This window comes from Nostoc sp. (assembly GCF_036917755.1).
Classification (GTDB): domain Bacteria; phylum Cyanobacteriota; class Cyanobacteriia; order Cyanobacteriales; family Nostocaceae; genus Nostoc.
On sequence record NZ_JBALFC010000108.1, the window covers coordinates 1 to 24,963 of the forward strand.

The window sequence follows — 24,963 nt, forward strand, 5'->3', positions numbered from 1 at the left end:
GACTATCGACTCCAGCACATAAATCCTTTAAATCTAAACTTTGCTCACATTATGCTTTAAGTGACATAGTAATACAAGACTACAACACAAAATAAAGATACCTTATCTTTTATCCGATATAATCTACGATAAAAATCACTTATTTTAAATAACCTTATGTTCTAGCTATTTTGTCGGTTTGCAGACTAAATGAAATTCGTGCGGACTAAGTGAAATTCTATTGCAGACTAATTGAAAATCTGTTGGTGTAACCCTGATTCTTTCGTAGCTACAGGCGATCGCTGTTGGAGAGAGTTTTTGCTCAAAGCCTTGTGTGGTAATGAATTGGAACGTTTTATCCCTATTTGGGGGAAAATTTCATTTAGTCTGCGAATTTAGGAGGAAAATTTCACTTACTCCGCAAAAACATTTCATTTAGTCTGCAAAAAAGGTAGCTCAAACCCTTATTCTTGCGTTGAAAAAATTTCACTTAGTCTGCAAACCGACAGACTGTTAGCATAAGTTTGCCGGAGTGGCACGTTTATGGTTTCAAATGAGCTTACGACATCTGATAAATTTTGGGGCTTTGAAGAAACAATCTTGTTATTTCAGGTATTTGAGGGGACATAAACTCCTAACTTTCGGCACGTTTATGCTTGATTTTTGGACTTTCGGCAATTTTATGGTTTCAAAACCAAATGTTTTGGATGCGATCGCTCAACACTAGATCAAGCTTTTGAGCTTGCTTCGCGGCAAGGTTACGGTTTCAAAAATGGCAAACTTATGGTTACAGTCACAGGGCAGAGGGGCAGAGGAGAAAGAATGCTAACGTTTCATTAACCAAGGTGTTGGGTTGGCAATCATATTTACTAGACCACCTAAAATTTGGTTGTAAGTTCCATATAGTTCTCTACCTGATTCGACAGAGAGATAGTTACATTTAACAGCGAACTCAATCCAAGTCTGAGTTTCAGCAGCTTCGGACTCGCAATCATTCAGTTTCGCTACAAAAGCTGCCTCATAACGACGTTTTCGCCAAGCCTCTGCCATATTTGCACACACAGAACGGGACGAGCGGCGAATCTGATCCGTTAATGAATAACGCTCTTCAACAGGAAACTTTTTGGAGAGTTCAAAGATTTTCATGGCGGCATCAAAAGCCATTTGATAAACTTTCAAGTCTTTATGACTTTTAATCGGTTCTTTCTCCATCTCCTCTGCCCCTCTGCTCCTCTGCCCCTCTGCTCACTACTTTTCCAACATGCGATCGCGGAGGGTGCATGTTGGCAACGGAATATAAACTATTGCGCTGCCGATGAATTTTGGTTATCCCTGGTATCGCAAATAATGCATAAGTCAAGCAATACACAGGTGAAGTGCTAACTTTTAGTTATAATTAGCCGTAACTTATTATAAGCACGATTCAACTATAGCTTTGACTGAGTGCAAAGATAGTTTACAAAAGTTGCTCAGGCGGTTGCCTTAGTCTATGGGAATAAAAAAGTTCAACAATTTCTGTTAAGTGCTTTACCCTGCTCCAAGTATCCGTCCATAAATCGTTTGAAAGAGCCTGTACGCCGCACCCACGCTACGTTATTATTAGAGCGATCGCCACTTCGCCACTGGCTCATGATGGTTACGCCATCGCTGTTAAGCTCTTCAAAGATTTTTGGTCTTATTTCCCGGTAACTCTATTATTATCCAGTCATCAGTAATGAGGAGCATATTTTCCAGTGTTGTAGAGTTTCTTGTTCTTGACTAATAAATTTCGTCTTCTTCATCTAGCCAATCTTCATCCCAGAGAAGTTGACTGTAAACCTTAGTAGCTTGAGATATTTTTAGGTTGTGAGCTGCTGTCACACAATTTCTTGGTTGCCAGCCAATGAGGGCGTATCTCCCATGTAAATATCTGACAGCATTTTTGCAGTCATTAATTACTGGAATATCCTCTTTGATGTATTTTCGCAATTGGACTCCTAAACGAATTGCCTCCATTTCATAATTGTGAAAGTAGGGTTCTTCAACATCAGGTGTAGAAATCAGTAATCCTCTTACCCAGGCATGATTTTTATAGATAGCCTTCGCTACAACTAAATTGACTTGTTTTGGTGTCCAGTTGCTCCTTTGTAAAAAGTTATCTATTGCTGATTCATCATCTAAATCTATATCGACGTTAGATTCTGAAAGTATTTCCAAGATATCTGTATTTTCTAAGAACAGTTCGTACCACTCTTGAAAAGTTTCGGGACTAAATAGTTTTCTGGCTTCTTCAAATGAAATTTTCTCCCATCCTGCATCTGTAACTATTTCGTTACCAGTCCTTGTAATGAACAGATTCTTTTCTTCTAGCATCCAAGGGAAGGATGTCTTGTGATGTCTTCTCTTTCGTTTACCCATTCAACTACCTGATGCCATTGCGATGTCTGCGATGAGTCGCCTAAGCGTCTATGCATTCAATTTTAGTGCTATCGTTAATTATCTTTTAGGCTTCTTTATCAAAAGAAAACTTCTGTTTGTGACAATGCTTACACACAATAGCAACGTATTTTTTTCAGCTATCTTTACTAGGTTTTTACCCACAAAAATCATCCACCCGGATATCCCGCCAGACATCAGAAACTTGCCAGCCGGAATTGCCCACAGACTGTACTGGAGGATTGTCAAGCAATGGAATATAGTCAGGAACTCTAGGCTCTGAAATCGCTACTGGTTTCTCCTCAACCTCAACCACAGGGGCAGTAGAATTGACAGTATTAGCTTCAAGAAGTTGGTCTTCAGCCTCCTCGATTAGCTTCATCTGTCTCAGGGTAAGCTTGTCGGATTTTTTGATGATCTTCTCTGTATCATTAGAAGTTTTCATTGGCTGTTCCCTGGAAGACATTGGTTTAAAATTTGTCTGAGTAAAGTTGCAAGAAGATAGGTATTAATAATTGCACAGAATAAACATTCTACTGCAAAACTATGGAAAATACGAGTCCTTTGCAGAAGAATTTATTAATTGTGTACAAATCTGTTTTCGGGTTGATGTTCCAGCATAATCTGTTGCATAGATGCAAGTATTAAGCGATCGCTTCTTTCCTCATGACTGTACCTGAAGATTTGTTTTGCAGTTTTGACTCCTAATAAGCAGATAATGGATGGTTAAGAGTTCTCGCTCATTAGGAACAGCGTTGAGAAACTTATCAGCTGATAAAGGCACAATCTTAGTAGTAGATGACGAAGCCAGCATCCGGCGGATTTTACAGACGCGGTTAGAAATGATTGGCTACAGTGTAGTTACAGCTAGTGATGGTGAAGAAGCTTTATCAGCTTTTCGCCTGTTGATCCCTGATTTAATAGTTCTGGATGTAATGATGCCAAAGCTAGATGGCTACGGTGTCTGTCAAGAATTACGGAAACAATCAGATGTGCCAATCATTATGCTTACAGCCTTGGGAGATGTAGCAGACCGAATCACTGGGCTGGAATTAGGGGCTGATGATTATATGGCGAAGCCTTTCTCTCCAAAGGAATTAGAGTCAAGAATTCGCTCGTTGCTGCGACGAAGAAACGATAGAACAACTACTGCTGCTATTTCAAATTTGCGAGTAATGGTTGTAGACAATCTCAGAATTGATACCAATAAGCGACAAGTCTACAAAGCAGGTGAGCGGATTCCATTAACGGGTGTAGAGTACAGCTTACTAGAGTTATTGATGAGCTATCCGGGCAAATCTTTTACCCGTGGAGAAATATTGCAGCAAGTGTGGGGTTATAGTGCAGAACAACATGCAGATACTCGTGTGGTGGATGTGCATATCTCACGTTTGCGCTTGAAGTTAGAAGATGACCCAGAAAATCCAGAATATATACTCACAGTAAGAGGAAGTGGTTACTTTTTTCAACGAATTGCTCAACTAGAGCATTAATCATGAAACCGCCAAATGTCAGTTGTTTGAGGTTGATGAAGTTCTTTGTCTTAATTGTAGTGTCTTGATAGATAGGCACAGGAAATTAGTACAATTTTTGAATACTGGAGTTTTCAGCAGGAAAAAGCATTTGAGCCAAAGTCTACCTATAGCACCAAGCCGGAAACTGAAGATTACGATCCTAACAGTAGGTTCAAGAGGAGATTTGCAACCATACTGTGCTTTAGCTATTGGCTTGAAACGTGCTGGGCATGAAGTAACGGTTGCAACGCATAAGAACTTTGAAGCATTTGTGAGGAAGTTCGATTTAAAGTTTGCGGCGATCGCTGGCAATATGGAAGAGTTTCTGCAATCGAAACAAGGGCAGCGATTGATTGCGGGAGAAAAGTTGAAAAAAGAAGAAGGAGATAAGCTTTTACTTCAACAGTTGGAATCAGCTTGGAGTGCGTGTCAGGGAAGTGAGGTAATTATCTACACGCCGTTAGCTACCTTTGGATATCATATCGCAGAGAAATTAGGCGTACCTTGTTTTTTTGCATCAGTTCTGCCGTTGAGTCCTACAGGGATGTTTGGGTTTTTGAGATTTGCTCAAATAGCTAAAAACCCACTAAAGAAAGCGATAAACTATGCCACCCACTTGCTGGTAGAGTTCTTGCACTGGCAAAGATATCGAAAACTGCTCAATCACTTCAGAACAGAAACGTTAAAATTGCCGCCTTTACCATATTTGGGCAGACGCTTCAGACAGAAGACTCCGGCAAATGTATCACGAATCCCTGTATTGTATGGATTTAGTTCGCACGTCATCCCAAGACCCCGTGACTGGCCTGCATGGGCGTATGTGACAGGGTTCTGGTTTATTGACCAAGCCTCCGAATACGAGCCACCTCTGGAACTAGAGGATTTTCTTGGGCGAAAGCAATTACCTTTGTGTTTTGGATTTGGGAGCATGACGATGCCCAATCCAGAATATCTCACACATTACATCGTGGAAGCCTTAAAGAAAACACATCAAGGCGGGATTATATTGTCAGGCTGGGGCGACGTTGGAAGAACGGTGAATGTAAAAGATTCGCTACGAGTGTTTGTGATCAAGGAAGTTCCCCATGATTGGCTGTTTCCCCAAGTGCCAGCAGTAGTGCATCACGGAGGAGCTAGTACAACGGCGGCAGTGTTACGTGCAGGGACACCATCAATTACTGTACCTTTTTTTGCAGATCAGCCAGTTTGGGGAGAAAAGCTAACTCGGTTAGGAGTCAGCCCTGCGCCGATACCGTACAAGAAAGTGTCAGATAAAACTTTAGCAGCAGCGATTGAAATCGTACTGGGCGATGAGGTGATGCGGAAGAAAGCACAAGAGTTAGGCCAGAAGATTAGGGATGAAGATGGTGTGGCGAATGCTGTTGAAGCATTTCATCGGCATTTGGGGCTGATTGAGTAAGTTAATACAACAATTAAATAATGCATCAATGCAACAAATAACCAGCAAACCAAAACGGTCGCACCTGTGTTTGTGGCTGCCAAACAAACTGTAGATAAATAGTGGCTGCGTAAACATAGAGAATATCAACAAGAACTCACCCAGACAAAGTAAATCACCCATTTCAAATCAATGAAACGCTTATTCTGTATACATTTTTAATTTTTAATTCCGCATTGCGATACCAGTCCCTTGTCTGAAATCCAGGATCGATAGCTTTTGTTTGACGAGCCAGCCAGCGACGTGGGCGAACCCCGCAAAGGGCTGGCTCGACTTGAACGCGAACAGCGTCTCCGATAGGAGAGGCGACTGGCGTGCGGTTTCTAACCGCCTTTTTAAGGTTAAGTTGATACCAATGAGTATTGCTGTGTCCTTACGATGTGTTGCATCCAAACGAGAACTGCTATAGTTTCTGCTTTTTGCCACGCAATCAAAAACTCTGCGTCATTTTTTAATACTGCCCTGTTAAACAAGTGAACACCTTCAAACCTTGATACTCAGGCAGTTAAATTATGGCTAATATGTCTCCAGCCTCTAGGCGTAGCAAGAGACACCAATTATTACAAATGTATGGAAACGGTTGTTGCTGGTGTAGCAAGCAAATGACCAATTCGGAAAGAACCATTGAACACTTAGTTCCCAAGAGTCTGGGCGGCTCTAATAGTCTCTCGAATTTGCGTTTGGCTTGTTTCACTTGCAATAATTCCCGTGGGAACAGTCTATTACCTCCACAAATTAGAAAGACTTTTGAACTTACAAATAGAACTTATGAATAGCATTTAGTTGAATTTTGTCAAAAGATGCTTCCGATAAATTATGGATATCGTTGGTGTAAGCATCTGCCTAAATGAGATAATGTCTATCATCAAAACCACACCTTTGAAAAAAATGGCATGGATGATTTAGATCAACTGTTGAATACTTTAATTACAGAGGTACGTCAACAAGCACCTAACAGCATAAAATGGCGATTGTCTATGCACCGACTACTACTAGAAATTGAGCAACTCCCAGGATTAGCCAAATCTAGTCATCAAAAATACCCAGAAATCCTAAACCGTACTTTAGAGAAGGTTAGCAATAATATTTCTGAATTTCAGCCTTATTCTAACTCGGTTGCCAAAAGTTTGGTGAAATGGGTCAACGCCTACCTTCGCTTGCGAATGAAAGATTTGTATTCTCCTGATAAAAATGCTCCACTCAGCTTAGATGCTCCCATAGCCTCCGACTTTGGGGAAATAACTCTGCTCGATAAGTCACCCAATTTTACTTTGAGTGGTTTGGATGGTCTAATTGAAAATTCTCAACGGGAAACTACTCAACGAATTGGTCTAAAATTGGAGCTTTACATTGAGCAAGATCCTGAAGGGAAACTCAAAAATAGTTATTCTGGTTCTTCTGTTCAGTGTAATTGTCAATTCCTCAGCCAGCGATTAGTACTCATAGAACCACCTGACAAAGTTGCAGATATAGCGCGAGAGTTAAGCATTCCTTACACAACCGTCAATTCGCATTGGAAGAGAAAATGCAAACCAATACTGCAAAAAATTGCCGAAGATTTGGGATATAAACAGGAGCAATCGTTATGAACAGCACAACTTCCCCCTTGTTAATGGTTCCGCTAGATTTAGAAATTCATTCTAGAGCAAGACATTTAGCCGCTCAACAAAGCACAGTAGAAAAAGGTAAACGAGTTTATTTGAATGCGTTAGCAGTTTACGCAGTTCATAGCTATTTAAAATGGTTGCAAATACCAACAGATTTCAATTCATCAGATTGCTGGAATCCAGTTAAAGCAGCTTTATCGAATGCATCTGATTTGGTAATTCCAAATGTGGGGACATTAGAATGCAGTCCAGTTTTACCCCAAGAAACTGTCATTTTATTACCAGATACTATAGAAAATAGGATTGGCTATGTAGCTATACAGTTTCAGGAAAGCCTAGATTCAGTCCAACTATTAGGATTTGCACCAGCCGTTGATGAAGTGAATCCGCCTGCACAGCTAACACTGTCAGAACTCCAGCCGATTGAGTCTCTCCTTGAGCAAATTACTCGTCTTGAAGTTGCGATCGCATTTCTGCAAACTGATGACTCGGTGGCAGTACAAGTACGCTCTGTATTAGACAACAAACCTTTATCAGAGATTGTGGCACAGTTTGAGCTTCTTTACCGAACTGTCGATGAATTTGAGTGGCGCTACGCCGGAGGGGAAATATTAGCGGTCGATACTCGCGCTGTTGGTGCTACTCGTGAAGCAATTCAGCAAGATGATAGCGAATTACAAGATTTAGCCCAAATGCTATTGGAGAAGTTAGCCGAAATTTGGGGAGATGTTACGTAGTTTGATCGGTTGGGAATAATGTATATAACTACCCAAAACATCCAATTGTTATGGCTAAAGGATTCGGTTATCAAAAATCACCAGATTTTACTCAACGCCAAAAAGCTTATTTCAAGCTGATTAAACAGCTACTCAACTGTCCTAGTGGCAGGGAAATGAAGATTCTCAGGAAACACGCACACTTGGTTGATGCTGGGTTTGTAGAAACTTTGGAAATGGTAGCTCAAATCCGGGTAAACCAAGGAGATATTCGTTCTGCTTACTTTTTAAGAAATTTAGCTGATTGGTTGGTTGAAGAACTGGGATTATACATAGATGAGCATTCAGCAACAGATAATCCTATCAGACCTCCGGCTTTTTTAGGTGAAATATTGTGGGCGATCGCTCAACATAAAAATAACCCACAAGCCCTTGATCGTCTACTTAAAGCTAACTTAGATAAACTCAATGATGATTTTCTTGAACAGTTTAATTACTGGATAAACTTTAGCCTACTCAACAACGACTCAATAACAGAACAAGTAATATTAGTAGGACTGTGTATTGTTGATTTCTGCACCTTGCTTGGGCAGTTTCCTTTAGGTAACAGGGCAATTAACCTAGAAATTGTAATTACAGGCTTAGAAGCTGCTACTAAAATTTTTCCTCGTGAGATTGTCCCAGAAATTTGGGCTGATATCCAATTAAATTTAGCACCGGCTTACCGCCATCGAATTCGAGGACATCGCGCCGATAACCAAGAAAAGGCAATTGCTGTTTGTAATAATGCCCTACTGATCTACACCCGCGACGATTTTTCCGAAAAGTGGGCGACGATTCAAAATAATCTCGGACTTCTTTATACAGACAGGATTACAGGACACAAAGCTGAAAATATCGAAAAGTCAATTTCTTGCTATGAAACTGCTTTAAAAGTTGTTAACCGCGTTCAACTTCCTGAACTTTGGGGTACTCTTCAAAATAATCTGGGGAATGCATACCTTTTTAGAATTCAAGGTGATAAAGCACAGAATTTAGAAAAGGCGATCGCTTGTTATCAAGTCGCGCTACAAGTACGTACCCGTTCGGCATCGCCCTATTATTGGGCTAGTAGCCAATTTACCCTTGGTACTGCCTACACTCAAAGGATTATAGGCAATAAACAAAAGAATCTAGAAAAGGCGATTTCAGCATATATTAACGCTTTAGAAGTTTATAGCATTTCTGATTATCCTGAACGATGGGCAAGAGCAAAAAGCAATCTGGGAAATGCCTATTATGAAGCTAGTCAAATTACTGAGGCACTTGACTGTCTTCGTGCTGCTTTGCAAGTCTTCACTCCCACCGATTTTCCTAGAGATTGCATAGAAACTGGATTGATTTTAGGTAAAACAGCCTTGGCTGCTGGTATGAAAGCAGAAGCTTTTGAAGGTTATGCTGTTGCCATTGAAGCTGTTGAACAAAGCCGTCATTGGGCTGGAATTTCTCAGAAACAAGAAATTCCTGAAGAGATATTTGCCTACACAAATATGGTGGTCTTTTGCATCACCAATGGAGAACGGGATAAAGCCAGGGAATATGCAGAACGTTCTGGTTCTCAAAAGATTTTAAATCTGTTAGATAGTGATGAATTTCAACAAATTTACTTAAATTCCCAATTCCTCGGACAGGTATTACAAGTAACTGCTGAAAGCAATGGAGAATCGCAAGCTGTATATCAAATACTAGAAAATAACCTGAATAAATTAGATGAACAATTTGTTCAACACTTACAAAAGCTTGAGGATATTTTCGGACACATACCATCATGGCAATCTCTTCAAATTGCTACAACTATTTTAAGTTTTAGTAATCTGATTCGGGGTTTTCCACAAGGCGATAAAGCAATTAACTTAAGAATTGCTGCCACAGGTTATGAGGTAGCCGCTACTATTTATACCAAAAAAGATTTCCATGAACAATGGGAAAACATTCAAGATGCGATCCGCGAACTATTGTATATTCAGCTATTTGAAGGAATATTAGAAAAACAAGAAAACTTTCAAGAATTATACCCCTTACTAGAAGCAAACAAACACAAACTCGATGAGCGTTTTGCTACTGTATTGCGATTCAAGACAGAAGCTATGCTATCTGAAGTAGCACCAGAGTATGCAAAAGATATTGCTACCAGCCTTATAGGTTTAAGCCTTCTGATTAAAGAATTTCGACACGGTAAAGAAGCTAATAATTTAGAGATTGCCATTACAGGGTATGAAATTGCTTCTAAAATTTTGACTGGCGAAGCTTTAAAAGAGGCGTGGGGGATGTGTCAATTCTACTTGGGCAATGTTTACCACCGTCGAATAAAAGGTGAGCAAGCAGAAAACCTGGAAAAATCCCTTTCTTACTTACACAATGCTTTGAAAGTCCATACCCGTGAACACTTTCCCGAACTTTGGGCAGAAATTCAAAGTAATTTGGTTATCGCTTACGGTTATAGGATTTGTGGCGATCAAGTAGAGAATGCAGAACTAGCGATTAAGGCTGGTGAAGCTGCGATGCAGCTTTTCACTCGCGATCAATCTCCTGAAGGATGGGGAAAAATCCAAAACAATCTAGGCATTGTTTACCGCGATGCCTGCGGCGGGCAAAGCCAACGCATTTTAGGAGACAAAGCTGAGAATTTAGAAAAAGCGATCGCTTGTTATCAAAATGCTCTTTCCATTCGTACTCGTGAAGACTTCCCAGAACTTTGGGCGCAAACTCAAATGAATCTGGCATCTGCCTATCGTCATAGACTCAGAGGTGATACAGCAGAAAATGTGGAAATAGCGATCGCTGCTAATCAATCTGCTTTACAAGTCTACACAAAAGCAGCCTTTCCCACAAATTGGGCAGAAGTACATATAAATTTGGCTAATGCCTATCTTCACCGCATTCATGGGGATAAGAGCGAAAATTTAGAAAAGGCGATCGCTGCTCATAAAGGAGCTTTACAAGTTTTAACAAAAGAAGAATATCCTCGACAGTGGGCGATGACTCATCTGAATCTAGGAAATGTCTTCTTACAACAACAGCAAATAGAAGCAGCAATTACCTCTTATCGTTCAGCTTTAAAAATCTTCACTCCCACCGCTTTTCCTGACGAATGCCTAAAAGCAGGACAAATGCTGGGAAACACTGCTTTTAACATTGGTGATTGGACTGAAGCTATTAGGGGCTATAGTGTGGCAATTGAAGCTGTAGAAACCAGTCGCACTTGGGCAAGTTCAGAATCACGTCGTCAAGAAATCTTAGCTGATTCTCTCCATGTTTATGAAAATATGGTGCAAGCTTGTATTAATAATAAACAACTGAATAAAGCTGTTGAATATGTCGAACGTTCTCGCGCAAAACGACTCGTAGATTTAATGGCAAGCAATGATCTTTATTCAGATGTTGAAATTTCTACCGAAATTCAACAGTATTTACAAGATTTTGAAGCTATACAACGGCAAATTGATAATGAACTAAGACACCATTATAATAGCAGTAACTTGGATGGTAATAAACTCGGTAAAAGCCCACAGAATCGGGCTGCTATCGAAGCTTATAACGAAACTATTGCAGATTTGGAAGCTGACAAACAGCAAATTTGGGAACAAATGCGCCGTCTAGATCCTGTTCTGGCTGGTCAAATTCAAGTAAGTCCCATGAATTTGTCATCCATACAGCAGCTAATTAAACTACCTACAACAGCTATCCTGAGCTTTTATACTACCTCGAATGATACCCATATCTTTATCATCCGGCAGAATCAAATTAATTTGCACACTTGTACTGGATTGGGACTTAAAACTTTAAACAAATCGATTTTAACTCCCTGGTTACAGCAATATATTAATAACAAGGATACTTGGAAAGAGCAATTTAGTTTTTTAATAGCAGAACTAGCTGAAGTCTTAAAGTTAAATGATTTAATTGCACAACATCTAAAAAATATTGATGAATTGATTCTTGTTCCTCATCTAGCATTACATCAAATTCCTTTTGCTGCTTTACCAATAGCAGAAAGTCAATATCTGGGAGATAATTTTTTAATTCGTTACGTTCCTAGCTGCCAAATTTTAGAATTTTGTCACAACCGTCCCTCAGTCAGTAGTCTTATGAACTACGGTATTGTTGAAGATGCTACTGAAGATTTACCCTACGCTAGTTGGGAAGGAGGACAACTAGCAAATTTGTATGATATTCCTGATAATCAACGTTTAAAAGGTAGTCAAGAAGCTAGTGTCAGCAACTATCGTCAACTGATACAAAAAGTTCAAGTAATTCATTCTAGTCATCATGCGTGTTCGCGGCTCGATAATCCTCTAGAATCAGTATTAATTTTAGCAGATGGCTGTATTACATTAAGTCAGTTATTAATGCCAAGTTGGCGCACTCCTCAGTTAGAAGATGTATTTCTCTCTTGCTGTGAAACTGGCTTGGGTGTTGCTGAAATAACCGACGATATTCTCACTCTTTCAACAGGTTTTCTTTGTGCTGGCGCTAAAAGTGTTATCAGTACACTCTGGGCAGTAGATGACTTGGCAACAGCACTATTTTCACTATTTTACTATCAATCCCGACATCAGGGAAACAAACGACTGCAATCAATTAGACAAGCTCAATTTGAACTGCGTACCCTTACAGGTGAAACTCTTACCACCATTTACAAATCTAAGTTAAGTTCTTTTTTGACGCAGAAAGGTAAGGAAACCTACACGCTGCTTAAAAAAACTAAAAAAGAACGGGATATTCATCCACAAGATTCTCAAATGTATCAGCAACGCCATGAAGAATATAAAAAATATGCCCAAATCGGCAACCGAATTTATCAAGCAAAAAAAGATTTGGAATCTTTTTGTGGAGAGTCTAAACCTTTCTCTCACCCTTATTATTGGGCAGCTTTCACCTGTTCCGGGTTAAATCGATAACTGCTGTATCTTATCAGTGACTGAGTTTTCATCTTGCTTTTTTAGATTGAATTTATCCAGATAATCAGCCTCATACTTCGACCCCATTGAAATGAGTCCAGCTTCTAGCTCGATGACAGTGCCATCTTCGAGTTCCACGCCGTTCATGTGATGGTCTTCACCCAGGAATTGCTTAATCGGCATTTCGACAACTTGATAGCCATGCTTATGTAATTTCTGCCGTATACTCGTCGCTAACTTCAAAAAATCTTTGGGTGAACAACGTGATGTGTTGAAGGGGCGATGATGGTATGCCGCACCGACTGGTCACATAGCCAGGTGGTAAGTAATGCAGATATGATATTGGGAATAAGTAGTGCTAGTGTACTACAAAGCTGGTAATATAGTATTTTACTAAGCACCAGTTAGCCTAATTTTCTAATGCTTCACTCTGCTTCCAAGTGAGAAAAATAGTTCACGTAGACATGGATGCCTTCTACGCATCGGTGGAACAGAGGGACAACCCTAGCTACCGAGGCAAACCGTTAGTAGTCGGTGGCAGTCCCAATCAACGAGGCGTAGTTGCAGCAGCCAGTTATGAAGCCAGAAAATTCGGTATTTACTCTGCGATGCCGTCAGTAACAGCAATTGCCAAATGTCCTGGGCTTATCTTTGTCAGACCGAGATTCGACGTTTACCGAGAGATTTCCACTTCAATCCACGCCATATTCAAACGCTACACTCATTTAGTGGAAGGAGTTGCACTAGATGAGGCATACCTTGATGTTACTGAGAATAAGCAAAGTATCCCCTACGCTTCTACGATCGCAAGACATATCAAAACTGCAATTTTCCAGGAAACTCAGTTGACGGCAACCGCAGGTGTGTCAATTAACAAGTTTCTGGCAAAAATGGCATCAGGGCAGAATAAACCCAACGGACTGACAGTGATTTTGCCGGAGGATGCGATCGCTTTTGTAGAACAGCTAGCGATTGAAAAGTTTCATGGCATTGGAGAAGTTACAGCAGCTAAAATGCATTCACTCGGCATTCACACTGGCGCAGACTTAAAGGAGCGATCGCTGACTGACCTAACACACCACTTTGGTAAAGCAGGTCATTATTACTACAAGATTGCCAGAGCAGAAGATGATCGCCTAGTTGAAGCAAATCGAGTTCGTAAGTCAATTGGTGCAGAAACCTCGTTTGCAAAAGACTTAAGCGATATCAGCCAGATGTTGCAGGAACTCGAACAGATTGCCCAAATCGTCGAGCAACGGTTAGAGCAGCACGAAACACGAGGACGCACATTAACTCTGAAAGTCAAGTTTTCTGACTATCATCAGATAACCCGCAGTAAAACAATGCTTGCTCCCATCATTGAACTCTCTACGATTTTTGAGATAGCCAAAGCGCTGTTTGAGTCGATTGATTTGGAAAACCGCAGTATTAGGTTGCTGGGCATTTCCTTGTCTAACCTTGATAACGCCAAACAAACCCAAGTAATTCAACTGCCACTATTTCAGAATGCAGGCATTATATTTTAGCGTAGGCTAGCAAGAACCGCAGGCATCGCGCTGTTTAAATACTGACTCACCCACGACAAAAATCATCAACCCTCAATTCGCGCCACACATCAGACGGTTGCCACCCGGAGTTACCCACAGAGCGTAGGGGGCGATAGTGTTCAGAAATATATTCGGATTCGGAAACGTAGTCTTCAATGTTGTACACAGGTGGATTTGGTTCAATCACTGTTTCAGGAATATTTTGGCTCTCAGGAATCTCAATGGGTTCAATTGGTGGTGGGGCTACTTCTGTTTTCTTGCGAACTGGGTTAGGGGTTTTTTTAATGAGTCGTTTCATATCTCTAGGAATCATTCGGCTCTCCACAAAGAACGGATATCCCAGAATACAGGAAGTTATCAGCGAATCAGAGACATTTTGCCGTTAAGTTTGTCTATGACGGAATTGCTTTTGGGTGACTTGAGCCAGCTTGATTTGGTGTTGATACAACTCGATCCCTGTAGCCTCTTCAATCAACCCTTCAGAGGATAGTTACTTAAAACTGACCATTTTTCTCCTCTGCTATACAAAGGTGAAAATGAGTGAGAATTTGATTGTCTCTTAGGTAGCGATCGCTGGCGTTGAACAATCCTAGAGGCAACGCAAGAATATGACCTATGCTATCAAGCGATATCAGGAGATAGCCGCAGTGATGAGAGCGGATTCGCAGGAGCGATTGCCCTCATGCAGTGCTTTATGCGATCGCTGTAGGCAAGATTTGCAGTACTTATGCAGAGGTATAAATAGTTATCAAAGTATAAACCAAGTACTGATGAAAGATGATAATAGTAAATTTACATACTCTATTAATGTGAATAACTCGATAGAGTATTTTTGTGAAAGTGTGCCAATGTAAGCGATCGCCTCCCCTAGCTCAATTGCCTTTTGGATAACTGCCCTCGCTCTCACATCAGGCTACTGATTTAAAAATGCCGAAACCTAAGTATTAAATGATTCTTATCCTTTAGATGCGTTTGTCCTGTACAGTTACTGGCTCAAAGCAGACACTTGTTCGCTTGGTTTTGGCTTATCAACTTTATTGTTTTATAAATATTTATACTTAAAAGCTTATGGCTCTCATTTCTGACCCGGTTGATGCGGAGTATGTTCAATACTCTATATTTAATTTAATTAACCAGATTTCAACGGCGATCGCACCTAGCTAAATATAACAATTTATATACAGACTCATTACTAAGGCTTTTATTCCCGGGCCGAATTCTCCGTCGTAACCGGATGGTAGAGATGCTAAATAAGTTTTTCTTATTTTGTGTGAGTAATATTTTTGCTTGCGGAATAATACATTATCTGTTTTGAATAAAATATCTTGGATTATTACGAATTCATAACCCTTAAATTTTGCATCTGGTGGCAATTTTTCTTTCGGGTAAGTAACTATTTCTTCTCGATCTACTTTTATTGTCTCGTTTTCACTTCTTTTACTATGTTATGTTGGGGTTTTTCGCTCTTTTTCTGATGAGTGGTCGTTTTTAAACTCTTTGTTCTTATTAGCTTTTATGTCTGGTTTACCTTCTTCGCCTTTGAGACGGTTGTTTTCGTCCCGCAGTTTCTGGTTTTCATCTCGTAGGTCTTTAATTTCTAATTGTTGCTGCTCTATTAAATTGAGTAATATTTCTACTGTCCGGCGCATTGATTCATCTGCAATCTCTTTAGTGTCGATGGTTTGCAGCAGTGAAGATACTAAGTTCCCCGCAGATGATTTTTGCGTCATGTCTCATATTCTATAACCCAGTGTGTACCAATTTAAATTCTAATTTTTTGTTTCTACCCCGATTTACCGAGCGGATACAATTAATTCTTCATCCAGAACTTCGCTCCACTCCTCATCCCAGGTTTGTTCGTTGTAGACCTTGGTGGCTTGAGCAATTTTCAGGCGATGAGCAACCGAAACACAATGTCTAGGTTGCCAAGCGATGTTCGGGTATTTACCTTGCAGATATCTCACAGCATCTTGACAATCATTAATTACTGGAATGTCTAAGTTTAGATACCTTCGCAACCCAATGCCTAAACGAATTGCCTCAATCTCATGGTTGTGAAAATAGTATTCTTCATCTTCAGGAGTGGAAATTAGTAGAACTCTGGCCCAAGAATGAATATTATAGACAGCTTTAGCTATAACTACATTGATATGTTGAGGCTTGTAGTTATCCAAAAACTTATCTACAGCAGCTTCATCTCCTAAATCGATATCTACACCCTGTGCGAATAGTAAATCAGAGATATCATCAAACCCTTCAATGAAAGATTCGCGCCAATCTTGAATGGTTTGGTTGCTAAAAAATTTAGCAGCATCATCAAATGATATTTTTTCCCAGCCTGCATCTGTAGTTATTTGCTGGCCAGTTTTAGGGATAAACAGATTCTCGTGCGCCAACCACGGTGGGACATTCTTTTGCTTTTTCTTGTGTTTACCCATTTAAGAAGAAATGCAAATATATAAGAAGTAGATGAAAAACCCCAACGTTCTCGTGAGGCTGGGGATACATTAGAAAACTCTTTCCCTATCATGACACAACTCAATACTGTCTCAACCACCTACAGTCAGTAGATCGAAAACTTTTGTAAATTTACGGAAGAATAAGGGTTTCAGCCGATGGTTTGGGACTAACACAAGCGTTCATTTGCGATCGCCTACGGCGGGCGGGTACGCCATCGCAGCAGAGTTAATTGACAACAGAATTACTCGAACAGCAGATTATAAGAGGATTCCAGCGAATTCTATACACTGGTTAAAATGAGCGGTTGGTAAGGCTTCTAGAAATCTTTTCGATCTACTGACAGTCTGGAGGTGGTAGCATGAACCAACCAATCTCCAAGCGCAAAAGACTCACCCCCACAACTCCCGATAAACCAAAGCCAGCCCTCAAACCAGCACAAGAGCCGGAAAATCCAAGCGCAGTCACGGTTGATGTAGAAGCGGTGGAAGTTCCAGAGATGACCGAGGAAGAATAGAGCGATCGCCTAAATCTGGAGCGAAAAGTGGAGAGCGCGTTTGTGGAAGCGGGGAAGGCACTAACCCAGTTACGTGATCGCAAATTATACCGTTCAACGCACAAAACATTTGAGGAATATTGCCGCGATCGCTTTGGATTCACACGCATGGCGGCGGCGCTGAAAATTGCATCTGTAAAGGTGATGGAAAATTTGTCAACCAATGGTTTACAAAAAAGTGATGGTTCAAAGTCGAAAAAAATGTCAACCAATGGTTTACAAATTCTGCCAACGAATGAGCGACAGATACGCCCATTAACAAAGCTAGAACCCCAACAACAACGAGAGGTGTGGATTCAAGCGGTAGAAGAAGCTGGAGGAAAAACCCCGTCTGGACGTATAGTTCAGGACGTTGTAGACAGAATACGTGATCGCACTCCTGTACCCAATCCGTACCATGTAGGAGAAATATGCGTACTCCAACCCAAGGATAACCCAGACTTGAGGGGCAAAAGTGGCTACTGGGGTGTGGTAACTGTAGGTTCGCTCATTTTGGAGGAGTTAGAAGTAATTATGTCTTGCACAGCTTGGAATTTAGCTGATAAAGGGACTCAGGCATTTTCATTAATAAAAGAATCTGTTTTTGAAGCTCGTTAATCGGTGTGATGAAAATAGTAGAGTCTGGGAGAAACAACGTAATCAACAAAAAGCCAGTGTTTATTGGGGTTTTCAAACCAAAGATGCTCGCCGAAAAATGCAGCGTTTATATCCAACTATAACCTAGCAAAATTGTCTTGGCAGACTACTAGGTTATATCTTGTGGATTGTCTTTCTGTTTTCTCACCCACAATTGAATTAGTTGCTGACGAGAATCCAGAGTCTTCCTGAACTCCCTGGTGTATTCTTCCTGTGCGGCGCTATACTAGGCTGATGCTTTCCACCACTTGAGCAGTTCTGGAGTTGGCGCGAACTCTTGAAGGTGTTTGCCTTTCCAGCTTTTGGGGACATCCAATTGACTGAAATTATGCTTCAAAACAGCAATCCACTTGGCAATCGACTATGGATTTTTCACCATATTTACGTCATATAGCGAAAGTTCCAGTACGGAAAATATTAAAAGTGTTGAGATGATGAAATAATATTCATTTCCATGAATAAAAAAGCAAGAGTTTTCAGGTTCATAAAATGATAAATAACTAACTATAAAATTATCAGGTTTACTATTATACTATGAGCTAACGGAGTTTAAAATTGCAGTCTAACTTTTTAAATATTATAATCTTCAATATTCAACTTTACCCAGTTGCAATTAAATAATAAAATCTAAAAAATAACAACTATTGTTATAATTAAAATAACTTTAAATTGAAATTAAAGTATATGTCAGCTAGAAAAGTCTTGATTGCCACTAAAACTTACCCATCAATTAGCACTAAATATAAGGAAACAGTCTGTACAGCAGGAATCTTATTAAGTGAAGATGAAAAGCCACAGCAATGGATTCGCATATATCCTATCCCCTTTAGATACATGGATTATGATAAGCGCTATCCTAGATGGTCTATTATTAGGGCTGAAATAAGCAAAGATGAAAAAGATTCTAGACTGGAAAGCTTTCGGGCTAATCATTCAACTATAGAAATTATTAGAAAAATTGATACCTCAAACAACTGGCAGGAGAGAAAATCATTACTATTACCGCTTAAATTCGACTCAATTGAACAAATAAGAGAACAGAATAAGTCATTAGGAATAATTAAACCCCGAAGTATAAAAAGATATTACTGTAAACCAACCGAACGCGAATGGCAACCTAAACAACAAGCAGTGTTAGACCAACTTGATTTGTTTGAGGAATCGATTGATCTAGAAAAAATTCCTTACCAATTTGGGTATGAGTTTACTGATGAGGCAGGATCTCAGCATAAATATTCTATAAGTGATTGGGAAATTATGCAATTATATAGAAACTGTAGGGATAATTCTCAAGCAAATAATTTATTAGCAAAGGAACAAGAATTTTTAAATAAAGTCAAACAAAAGTTAGAGGGGTTTATTATAGATAAAGATTTACATTTTATAGTTGGCAATTTAAAAAATCACAGAAAATCTTTTATGATTATTGGATTATTTTACCCAAAAATAGTACAATTACAACAATTAAGTTTATTTTGAAATGGGGAAAATGAATTATAAAGCTGGAAATATAGAGCCGTTAATTTTGACATTTGGGTATGGAAATCGTAAAAATTATGACGAGTTTTTAAAATACGTAGAAATGTTTCATGTTAACTATGTTGTGGATGTACGTTCTTCCCCTCGCGCTTGGAGTAGAAAGTGGTATGGAACAGCAATTGACAAACTTTGTAATTCCATAAATGTTAAGTATATTTCTCAAACTGCATTAGGTAACACATCTGGGAATAAAAATTGGATTCCTCCTAATCAAGAAGAAGCAAGGTTGGCATTATTGGAAATTGCTCAAATTGGACAAAACGAAACTATTCTTTTACTATGTGCAGAATTACAAAGTGCAAAATGCCATCGGGTATCTGTTGCAAATCAATTACATGAACTTACAGGCATTGCGGTCAAACATCTAGAGTAACTTCGCTTCCGAGCGACCGCTCGTTTATAATCGCACATTTTAACGAAAAAATCTTTTTGTTAAGCTTTATATACGTGAAAACAAACTTAATTTTACTGATCCATGTCCTTACTACAAACCTAGCACTACAGTTATGATAATCCCCTCGATTAGCAGCCATTATAGAAAATCAAGCTACTCTTCTTATTGAGCGACAGCTTATAATATTCTATAAAGATAATTAAGAAAAATGATTAAGCCTAAAAATTTGTATCGCGGACACTCAATGGAAAAAGTTGGTCGCGGTAAAAGAACGGTATTTCAAACAACTATCAACGAAAAAGAATGGGCTGCCGTGACTGAATTAGAGGTAAAAACAGCAATTGATGTTTGGATTGATGAAGGAATAGAGCCTTAGTTCTTGCCTACGTAGCTTAAAAATGCCCTGGATAATCTGAATTGGTGGCGCATCTAGTGACAACCGAAACTCGACTAACTCACCGAGTCGGAACACAGGTTTTTCTTTAGTGTTCGGTTGTAAGTTGCCTGTGCTAATAAGTTCGTGTACCAAAACAGTAATGTTGTTATAAAGAGTGAAGATTTCGTATTTCCAGCCACGTTCTGACCACTCCACACCAGTGCAATAACCGAAAGCTTTGGCAGATTTAACATAGGCTCGCTCTAACAGACTCACTAGCAACGGCGGGATTCGTTTACCCCAAGGGATACTGTTGGCGAAAGTGTTACAAACGCATAAACAAAAGTATTACAACTAAAAGCCGCAACGATAGATTGAAGGTTTGAGCTTACGTAACACTCTGCAATACAAATATGTATTACATTCGCCAACAGTATCCCCAAGGTGGGGAAACGTACCAGGACTGCTCCAAGTTTAGTCCATCGGTTAGTCATACTTTTGCTCCTTTCAAAATACTTTGTGCTGACATGAATAACTGCGCGGCAAAACTGGGAGGTACAGAGTAGCCGATGATTGACCCCGCCGTAGCAGTTTCGTTGGGGAATTCGTACCAATCAGGAAAGCCTTGTAACTTCGCCGCTCCCTCAATAGACAAAGATTTGACCGTACCATCCGGCAACCAGATATCAGCGAACTTACTACGGTTGCAACCTTTGTGATCTGTGAAATGCGACCGCAGAATGGTATTAGCGGGGTGCGACCCTGGCTTGTACTTGGGTAACTTGCGCCCCCCAACTCTTTCAATCAACAGTGGTGTTGGCGCATTCCCGGCTAAAAATTTCTCTAAAGCTTGTTGTTGTTTAGGTAGAAGCTGTGAATCAGGCATCGTGGGGATGAGATGCGCGATCGCCTTGTACCACCCTATTGGTTTTCTGTGAGTTGGTAAGGCAACGTGAAAACCCCTACTAGCAACCAGAACTAACCGCCGCCGCGCCTGGGGCAACCCAAAGTCAGCCATATTCACCACGCTGTAAGTAACCGAGTACCCCTCTTGTTCCAAAGCTGACAGAATGATACTGAAACTCTGACTATTCTGATAGCGCGGCACATTCTCCAGCGTAAACACTCGTGGCTGCAACTGTCGGATGGCTTCTGCTACTGCGATCGCAGCTGTCAGATCATCGGGAGTTTCGCCGCCCTTACCCGCTTTGGCTGTGTGAGCTTGGCTGAAGTTGGCGCACACCGGGGAGGCGTGGAGATAGTCGGGGCGGCGGGGAAAACCTAGAAATCCTAACCGTGCTACTTCTTGAACTGTTAGCTGGATTATTCTACAGCCATACTCGCTGAAGTTACGGTGATGAGTTTGTGCGATTGCCCTGCTCAAGTCTGGTTTAGTTGGGTCGAACTCTACTGCAATGACCGGACGAATCGCGGCTTGCATCATTCCAGCTTCAATCCCGCCGCCACCAGCGAAAAGTACTACAGCTTGAGGGGCATCATCTCCACAGGCGTTGAACCCTCGTAAATTGGCAAAGGTATTGGTTGTGTAAACAGATTTTCTGAGACTCGAATCATCCTTTTTTGCAACAATGTATCCGCGACAAATCTTCTCTTCACCCCTTCGGTAGATCATGGCAACCAGAATAATTGCTTGTCCCGAAGTATTGAGGAGATACAAGTTTTGTGATCTTTGCGGTACACCGATTTGCTCTAAGCGCAGGAATTACTAAAAATTGATGTGGTATTTAACACATCAATTTCTTCATTTAGTGGTTTTTTATTCCTCCTACTCCCTGCGCTCTTGAACTATGGGGTATTTTTCGATTTGCAAGTCCCTACAGTCCAGTGGTAATGTCTGGGTTCTATCAATCTGAACACCTTGCAGTCGTTGAGGATTTAAACCTAGAAACTGTAACGTAGTTGGAGCAATTTGGGTGGTAGAAACCTTTCTACTGATAGTTTTATCTTGCAGATTATGGGAAAATCCAGTGCTACCTACAATCAGGGCTACGTGGGTGTCAGCATCAGTAAATCCACCATGTTCTGCACGCTTCTTGGTAGCATTACCAAAAAAGTAGCCAGTTTTGAGTGGAACAATAATATCAGGGGTGCGATCGTTTATCCTTGGATCTCCCAATCCGGCATTGATGATGCTCTGACCATACAATACCTTCCCCTGAGCAACAGCATCCTCAGTTGAAAACGCCACCCCAGTATTTGGATCAATCGTATTATCAAATGAGTAGTTTTTAGTATTCAGCAGGGCTACTGCTTTTCGGACATCAGATTGATTTTTCAAGAAGATCAGTGATGAAGTATCCTGACCTCGTTCAGAAGCAATTTGGATGCCGTTTCTTACTAAGAGAGCGGCAACAGCAGTCAGGTTTCCATCGCCACCAGCAACACCAGTAACACTATCAAATGTACTGCTCAAACCAACAGTTGGATCTTTGACGGGATTTTGCCCGTGCTTGGCGGTCAAAATCACCAAAGTTGAACTATCCAATCCTTTCTTTTTCAGTTCATCCAAAATCAGACCGATGCTAGCATCAGTGTGAGCTACTGCACTTACGAGGTCAGGACGGGCATTGCCATTAGAGTCAATCCCACCACCATTAAATTGAGAGGCAGTTTCTTTCTCGCCGACGCTCACAGCTTGGAAATTCAAGCCAAAAATTGCTGGAGTGCCTATTCTTATCTTACCGGAATCGTTCAATCCATCAATCTCGTTTAATATCTGCTTAACCTTGATATCGTCGTAGGTTGAGGTTGTTGCTACACTTGTAAACTGGCTAGCGCTAAAACCAGCAGGTGGAGCCTTGAACAGAGCCGGATTACCCTTTGTCGCGTCGTTAAAGAAAGTGGATGTGATTTTAGAGTTGGTGTTGGAGTAAGGAGTACCTGTTGATTGATCGACTAAAGCTCCAAGGGTGCTTGGGAGAAGTCCTGGCTTAGTTGGATCAATCGCCACTGCCGCGTTAATTTCTAGTGAAGAGTAATCGCTAATGTTACCAACCCGACCCGTTGCCAAATTAAACTTCGTTGGGTCTTGTGTATTTCCAGCAAGGATGGTGTAAGCTGCAGGATGCTTGTCAGACCAAGCAGTACGGAGTCCTGCCGCGCTAGCTATGTCAAAAATGGTGTTTACCTTTAGGTACTGGTTGGGGTAAACAGGGTTGCCATTGCGATCAACTGGCAATTGGGTTTTATCAAATCCCTGACCGCCATCTAAGGTACCACCCTTACCGTTATTCCAAGATGCATCAACGGTTTCATCAAATTCTACTACTGTTCCTGGTTTGGCGGTTCCGGCGGCGATTTGGGCAGCAGTGGTGCCTGGGGCATACAAAGCGCGACTGTAGGAAAGATCATAAAATACACCAGTCGTGCCGGGGTTAGCACCAGTGATATAGTTTAGCTCCCCAGGATATGAATCTGATGGTGCAGAAGTAAAAGCATTGGTGTATGTCACACCTTCTCTCTGCAACCGCTTGATATTTTTCAAAGAAGATTGCAGATTAGCAACTGATAGATCGGAGTTGTGTAATCCATCAATCGAAATAATCAGAACATGACTAAAGCGGGCAGTTGTATTTCCGATACTGATTGCTTGGACACCAGGAATCAGGGTGTTGCTAACAATCGCCGTCGTCAACACCCCAAAAAGCGTTTTCTTCATTGTGTGTAACTAAATTGGAAAAATGGCTTGTAATTTCAAAAATCTGCAAAAATTCGGAATTCAAGGGTTACTTCTTTTGGCAATGGCTCTTGCCTAGCATTTATCAAAGACTCCAAGAATCAACACATTGAGAGCATTAAAGAGACAGAGCGAAATATATTCACAGATATTGATTACAAATATGCGCGGGTAATAAATGCTTGCAGTGGGTTTTACGTGGTTTTGCTGATTATTGGTCAGCACAAATTTGATTAAATCAATAACAACGTAAGCAATGCAAGTAGACTGAATCTTGCTTTACCAAATCTTTATAATCACTTCAGATGTAGCAAAAATAAATTCAGGACTATTTTACCCCGTTTTAGCAATCATCCAGATGATCAATAATTGTTAATTCCGCTTTTTAGAAGGCTTTCAGAGTTATAGAATTTCAAATTTCGATAATAAATTTCTGCCTGAGTTTTTAAATTTTCAGTAAAGTTAAGGTTTTGTTAATGTTTAAGTAATGTGATAATGCAAAAACCAATGGCTTTGTTGCACGAATCGGAAAGTGAGAAATTTCGGGGGAGATGGGGCAGGGCAAACGCATGGTATTTGTGAAACTCTCACGAATGATCTCGATTTAACCACTGCCCAAAAATCGAATCATGCTCATCATCGGGTGGAACTTCCACAACAGCAGACGGCGCAACAAACTTTTGCTCTTGGAATACTTCTAATAGACATCTGGGATGGTGCCAGTATGACCTTTAGTCACTTCCACCCCAAGTCCAGGCAGGGTTGCCATTCTTGAAACTGTTGTTTAGCACGACTAGAGGATAATTATTTGGATCGGAGCCACCAGCCAAATCTAAGATGAAGTAAACCTTACCTTTAACGAAGTGCATCCGTAAATAATTAAGGTGTTCAGAGTAGGCTTCTCCATCAACCTTAGTCATTCCAGCAGAAGCAAAGCATTTAGCATATTTCGGCTTGAGTGTCCCAACCCATGTAACACTAAAGGTATTACTGGCTTGAACAGAGATGTTACTGGCATAGGTACTCAGGTTAACAGACTGGAGTTTAGACTAAGCCATACAAAATTACCCAGCAGGGCTGAGTTAATCAGAGACTTAGCAAAAGTATGAATAATCTTAGGTATTAAACAGC

The 24,963-nt window shown here is 40.5% G+C and carries 23 protein-coding genes; 11 read left to right on the forward strand and 12 right to left on the reverse strand.

The annotated features are described in order from the left end of the window. Window positions 1-804: 804 nt before the first annotated feature. The 4 genes from V7L05_RS23455 to V7L05_RS23470 form a co-directional block, all read right to left on the reverse strand. Window positions 805-1,191, reverse strand: a complete 387-nt coding sequence (locus tag V7L05_RS23455; protein ID WP_094333589.1) for a four helix bundle protein — start codon at window positions 1,189-1,191, stop codon at window positions 805-807. A 293-nt stretch (window positions 1,192-1,484) separates the two neighbouring features. Next, the gene (locus tag V7L05_RS23460; protein ID WP_335167574.1) at window positions 1,485-1,610 is read right to left on the reverse strand and encodes a hypothetical protein; all 126 of its coding nucleotides are present in this window, start codon (window positions 1,608-1,610) and stop codon (window positions 1,485-1,487) included. A gap of 127 nt (window positions 1,611-1,737) precedes the next feature. Beyond that, a complete protein-coding gene (locus V7L05_RS23465) occupies window positions 1,738-2,376 on the reverse strand; it encodes a hypothetical protein (RefSeq protein ID WP_335167576.1) in 639 nt (212 codons plus the stop codon). Between the two features lie 175 nt (window positions 2,377-2,551). Beyond that, window positions 2,552-2,839: a hypothetical protein gene (locus tag V7L05_RS23470; RefSeq protein ID WP_335167577.1), complete on the reverse strand. Its 288-nt coding sequence runs from the start codon at window positions 2,837-2,839 to the stop codon at window positions 2,552-2,554. A 277-nt stretch (window positions 2,840-3,116) separates the two neighbouring features. Here V7L05_RS23470 and rpaB point away from each other — a divergent pair, with 277 nt between their 5' ends. The 6 genes from rpaB to V7L05_RS23500 all read left to right on the forward strand — a co-directional run bounded on the left by rpaB (window position 3,117) and on the right by V7L05_RS23500 (window position 12,630). After that, on the forward strand, window positions 3,117-3,887 hold the full coding sequence (gene rpaB, locus V7L05_RS23475; RefSeq protein WP_442937881.1) for a response regulator transcription factor RpaB: 771 nt from the start codon (window positions 3,117-3,119) through the stop codon (window positions 3,885-3,887). Between the two features lie 130 nt (window positions 3,888-4,017). Continuing rightward, window positions 4,018-5,328 carry a glycosyltransferase gene (locus V7L05_RS23480; RefSeq protein ID WP_335167579.1) on the forward strand — a complete coding sequence of 437 codons (1,311 nt, stop codon included), beginning with the start codon at window positions 4,018-4,020 and terminating at the stop codon, window positions 5,326-5,328. A 605-nt stretch (window positions 5,329-5,933) separates the two neighbouring features. Further along, window positions 5,934-6,143, forward strand: a complete 210-nt coding sequence (locus V7L05_RS23485) for an HNH endonuclease (RefSeq protein WP_335167613.1) — start codon at window positions 5,934-5,936, stop codon at window positions 6,141-6,143. A 117-nt stretch (window positions 6,144-6,260) separates the two neighbouring features. Beyond that, window positions 6,261-6,956 carry a hypothetical protein gene (locus V7L05_RS23490; RefSeq protein WP_335167581.1) on the forward strand — a complete coding sequence of 232 codons (696 nt, stop codon included), beginning with the start codon at window positions 6,261-6,263 and terminating at the stop codon, window positions 6,954-6,956. Further along, complete coding sequence (locus V7L05_RS23495; protein WP_335167582.1) at window positions 6,953-7,711, forward strand: DUF1822 family protein; 759 nt, start codon at window positions 6,953-6,955, stop codon at window positions 7,709-7,711. Before V7L05_RS23490 ends, V7L05_RS23495 begins: the two co-directional genes overlap by 4 nt. 50 nt (window positions 7,712-7,761) lie before the next feature. After that, a complete protein-coding gene (locus tag V7L05_RS23500; protein WP_335167584.1) occupies window positions 7,762-12,630 on the forward strand; it encodes a CHAT domain-containing protein in 4,869 nt (1,622 codons plus the stop codon). Here V7L05_RS23500 and V7L05_RS23505 read toward each other — a convergent pair. Next, complete coding sequence (locus tag V7L05_RS23505) at window positions 12,619-12,873, reverse strand: hypothetical protein (RefSeq protein ID WP_335167586.1); 255 nt, start codon at window positions 12,871-12,873, stop codon at window positions 12,619-12,621. The genes V7L05_RS23500 and V7L05_RS23505 overlap by 12 nt on opposite strands. Before the next feature lie 197 nt (window positions 12,874-13,070). On the opposite strand from V7L05_RS23505, the gene dinB reads away from it, so the two are divergent. Then, complete coding sequence (gene dinB / locus V7L05_RS23510) at window positions 13,071-14,156, forward strand: DNA polymerase IV (RefSeq protein ID WP_335167588.1); 1,086 nt, start codon at window positions 13,071-13,073, stop codon at window positions 14,154-14,156. A 46-nt stretch (window positions 14,157-14,202) separates the two neighbouring features. On the opposite strand, the gene V7L05_RS23515 is transcribed toward dinB, so the two are convergent. The 3 genes from V7L05_RS23515 to V7L05_RS23525 all read right to left on the reverse strand — a co-directional run bounded on the left by V7L05_RS23515 (window position 14,203) and on the right by V7L05_RS23525 (window position 16,615). Continuing rightward, window positions 14,203-14,475, reverse strand: a complete 273-nt coding sequence (locus tag V7L05_RS23515; RefSeq protein ID WP_335167590.1) for a hypothetical protein — start codon at window positions 14,473-14,475, stop codon at window positions 14,203-14,205. A gap of 1,147 nt (window positions 14,476-15,622) precedes the next feature. Further along, window positions 15,623-15,907, reverse strand: a complete 285-nt coding sequence (locus V7L05_RS23520) for a hypothetical protein (RefSeq protein WP_335167591.1) — start codon at window positions 15,905-15,907, stop codon at window positions 15,623-15,625. Window positions 15,908-15,970: 63 nt separating this feature from the next. Further along, on the reverse strand, window positions 15,971-16,615 hold the full coding sequence (locus tag V7L05_RS23525; protein ID WP_335167593.1) for a hypothetical protein: 645 nt from the start codon (window positions 16,613-16,615) through the stop codon (window positions 15,971-15,973). A 380-nt stretch (window positions 16,616-16,995) separates the two neighbouring features. Here V7L05_RS23525 and V7L05_RS23530 point away from each other — a divergent pair, with 380 nt between their 5' ends. The 4 genes from V7L05_RS23530 (at window position 16,996) to V7L05_RS23545 (ending at window position 19,738) form a co-directional block, all read left to right on the forward strand. Next, window positions 16,996-17,151 carry a hypothetical protein gene (locus V7L05_RS23530; RefSeq protein ID WP_335167595.1) on the forward strand — a complete coding sequence of 52 codons (156 nt, stop codon included), beginning with the start codon at window positions 16,996-16,998 and terminating at the stop codon, window positions 17,149-17,151. Between the two features lie 27 nt (window positions 17,152-17,178). Continuing rightward, a complete protein-coding gene (locus tag V7L05_RS23535) occupies window positions 17,179-17,787 on the forward strand; it encodes a hypothetical protein (protein ID WP_335167597.1) in 609 nt (202 codons plus the stop codon). A 723-nt stretch (window positions 17,788-18,510) separates the two neighbouring features. After that, entirely contained in the window at window positions 18,511-19,305 is a 795-nt protein-coding gene (locus V7L05_RS23540) for a hypothetical protein (RefSeq protein WP_335167599.1), read from the forward strand. A gap of 10 nt (window positions 19,306-19,315) precedes the next feature. After that, window positions 19,316-19,738, forward strand: coding sequence for a DUF488 domain-containing protein (locus V7L05_RS23545; RefSeq protein ID WP_335167601.1), 423 nt, complete (start codon window positions 19,316-19,318; stop codon window positions 19,736-19,738). Window positions 19,739-20,081: 343 nt separating this feature from the next. On the opposite strand, the gene V7L05_RS23550 is transcribed toward V7L05_RS23545, so the two are convergent. The 4 genes from V7L05_RS23550 to V7L05_RS23565 all read right to left on the reverse strand — a co-directional run bounded on the left by V7L05_RS23550 (window position 20,082) and on the right by V7L05_RS23565 (window position 24,752). Further along, complete coding sequence (locus V7L05_RS23550) at window positions 20,082-20,411, reverse strand: DUF1392 family protein (protein ID WP_335167603.1); 330 nt, start codon at window positions 20,409-20,411, stop codon at window positions 20,082-20,084. 214 nt (window positions 20,412-20,625) lie between these two features. After that, the gene (locus tag V7L05_RS23555) at window positions 20,626-21,768 is read right to left on the reverse strand and encodes a DNA cytosine methyltransferase (protein ID WP_335167605.1); all 1,143 of its coding nucleotides are present in this window, start codon (window positions 21,766-21,768) and stop codon (window positions 20,626-20,628) included. 153 nt (window positions 21,769-21,921) lie between these two features. Beyond that, window positions 21,922-23,814 (reverse strand): alkaline phosphatase family protein, encoded by a 1,893-nt coding sequence (locus V7L05_RS23560; RefSeq protein ID WP_335167607.1) that lies wholly within the window; start codon window positions 23,812-23,814, stop codon window positions 21,922-21,924. A 749-nt stretch (window positions 23,815-24,563) separates the two neighbouring features. Beyond that, complete coding sequence (locus tag V7L05_RS23565; protein ID WP_335167609.1) at window positions 24,564-24,752, reverse strand: hypothetical protein; 189 nt, start codon at window positions 24,750-24,752, stop codon at window positions 24,564-24,566. Between the last annotated feature and the right edge of the window lie 211 nt (window positions 24,753-24,963).

Excerpts from the sequence above, each read along its gene's own strand:
- V7L05_RS23455 (WP_094333589.1), bottom strand. The coding sequence starts at position 1,191 with ATGGAGAAAGAACCGATTAAAAGTCATAAAGACTTGAAAGTTTATCAA.
- V7L05_RS23460 (WP_335167574.1), bottom strand. The coding sequence starts at position 1,610 with ATGAGCCAGTGGCGAAGTGGCGATCGCTCTAATAATAACGTAGCGTGG.
- V7L05_RS23465 (WP_335167576.1), bottom strand. The coding sequence starts at position 2,376 with ATGGGTAAACGAAAGAGAAGACATCACAAGACATCCTTCCCTTGGATG.
- V7L05_RS23470 (WP_335167577.1), bottom strand. The coding sequence starts at position 2,839 with ATGAAAACTTCTAATGATACAGAGAAGATCATCAAAAAATCCGACAAG.
- rpaB (WP_442937881.1), top strand. The coding sequence starts at position 3,117 with ATGGTTAAGAGTTCTCGCTCATTAGGAACAGCGTTGAGAAACTTATCA.
- V7L05_RS23485 (WP_335167613.1), top strand. The coding sequence starts at position 5,934 with ATGTATGGAAACGGTTGTTGCTGGTGTAGCAAGCAAATGACCAATTCG.
- V7L05_RS23490 (WP_335167581.1), top strand. The coding sequence starts at position 6,261 with ATGGATGATTTAGATCAACTGTTGAATACTTTAATTACAGAGGTACGT.
- V7L05_RS23495 (WP_335167582.1), top strand. The coding sequence starts at position 6,953 with ATGAACAGCACAACTTCCCCCTTGTTAATGGTTCCGCTAGATTTAGAA.
- V7L05_RS23500 (WP_335167584.1), top strand. The coding sequence starts at position 7,762 with ATGGCTAAAGGATTCGGTTATCAAAAATCACCAGATTTTACTCAACGC.
- V7L05_RS23515 (WP_335167590.1), bottom strand. The coding sequence starts at position 14,475 with ATGAAACGACTCATTAAAAAAACCCCTAACCCAGTTCGCAAGAAAACA.
- V7L05_RS23520 (WP_335167591.1), bottom strand. The coding sequence starts at position 15,907 with ATGACGCAAAAATCATCTGCGGGGAACTTAGTATCTTCACTGCTGCAA.
- V7L05_RS23525 (WP_335167593.1), bottom strand. The coding sequence starts at position 16,615 with ATGGGTAAACACAAGAAAAAGCAAAAGAATGTCCCACCGTGGTTGGCG.
- V7L05_RS23530 (WP_335167595.1), top strand. The coding sequence starts at position 16,996 with ATGAACCAACCAATCTCCAAGCGCAAAAGACTCACCCCCACAACTCCC.
- V7L05_RS23540 (WP_335167599.1), top strand. The coding sequence starts at position 18,511 with ATGTCAGCTAGAAAAGTCTTGATTGCCACTAAAACTTACCCATCAATT.
- V7L05_RS23545 (WP_335167601.1), top strand. The coding sequence starts at position 19,316 with ATGAATTATAAAGCTGGAAATATAGAGCCGTTAATTTTGACATTTGGG.
- V7L05_RS23555 (WP_335167605.1), bottom strand. The coding sequence starts at position 21,768 with ATGATCTACCGAAGGGGTGAAGAGAAGATTTGTCGCGGATACATTGTT.
- V7L05_RS23560 (WP_335167607.1), bottom strand. The coding sequence starts at position 23,814 with ATGAAGAAAACGCTTTTTGGGGTGTTGACGACGGCGATTGTTAGCAAC.
- V7L05_RS23565 (WP_335167609.1), bottom strand. The coding sequence starts at position 24,752 with ATGACTAAGGTTGATGGAGAAGCCTACTCTGAACACCTTAATTATTTA.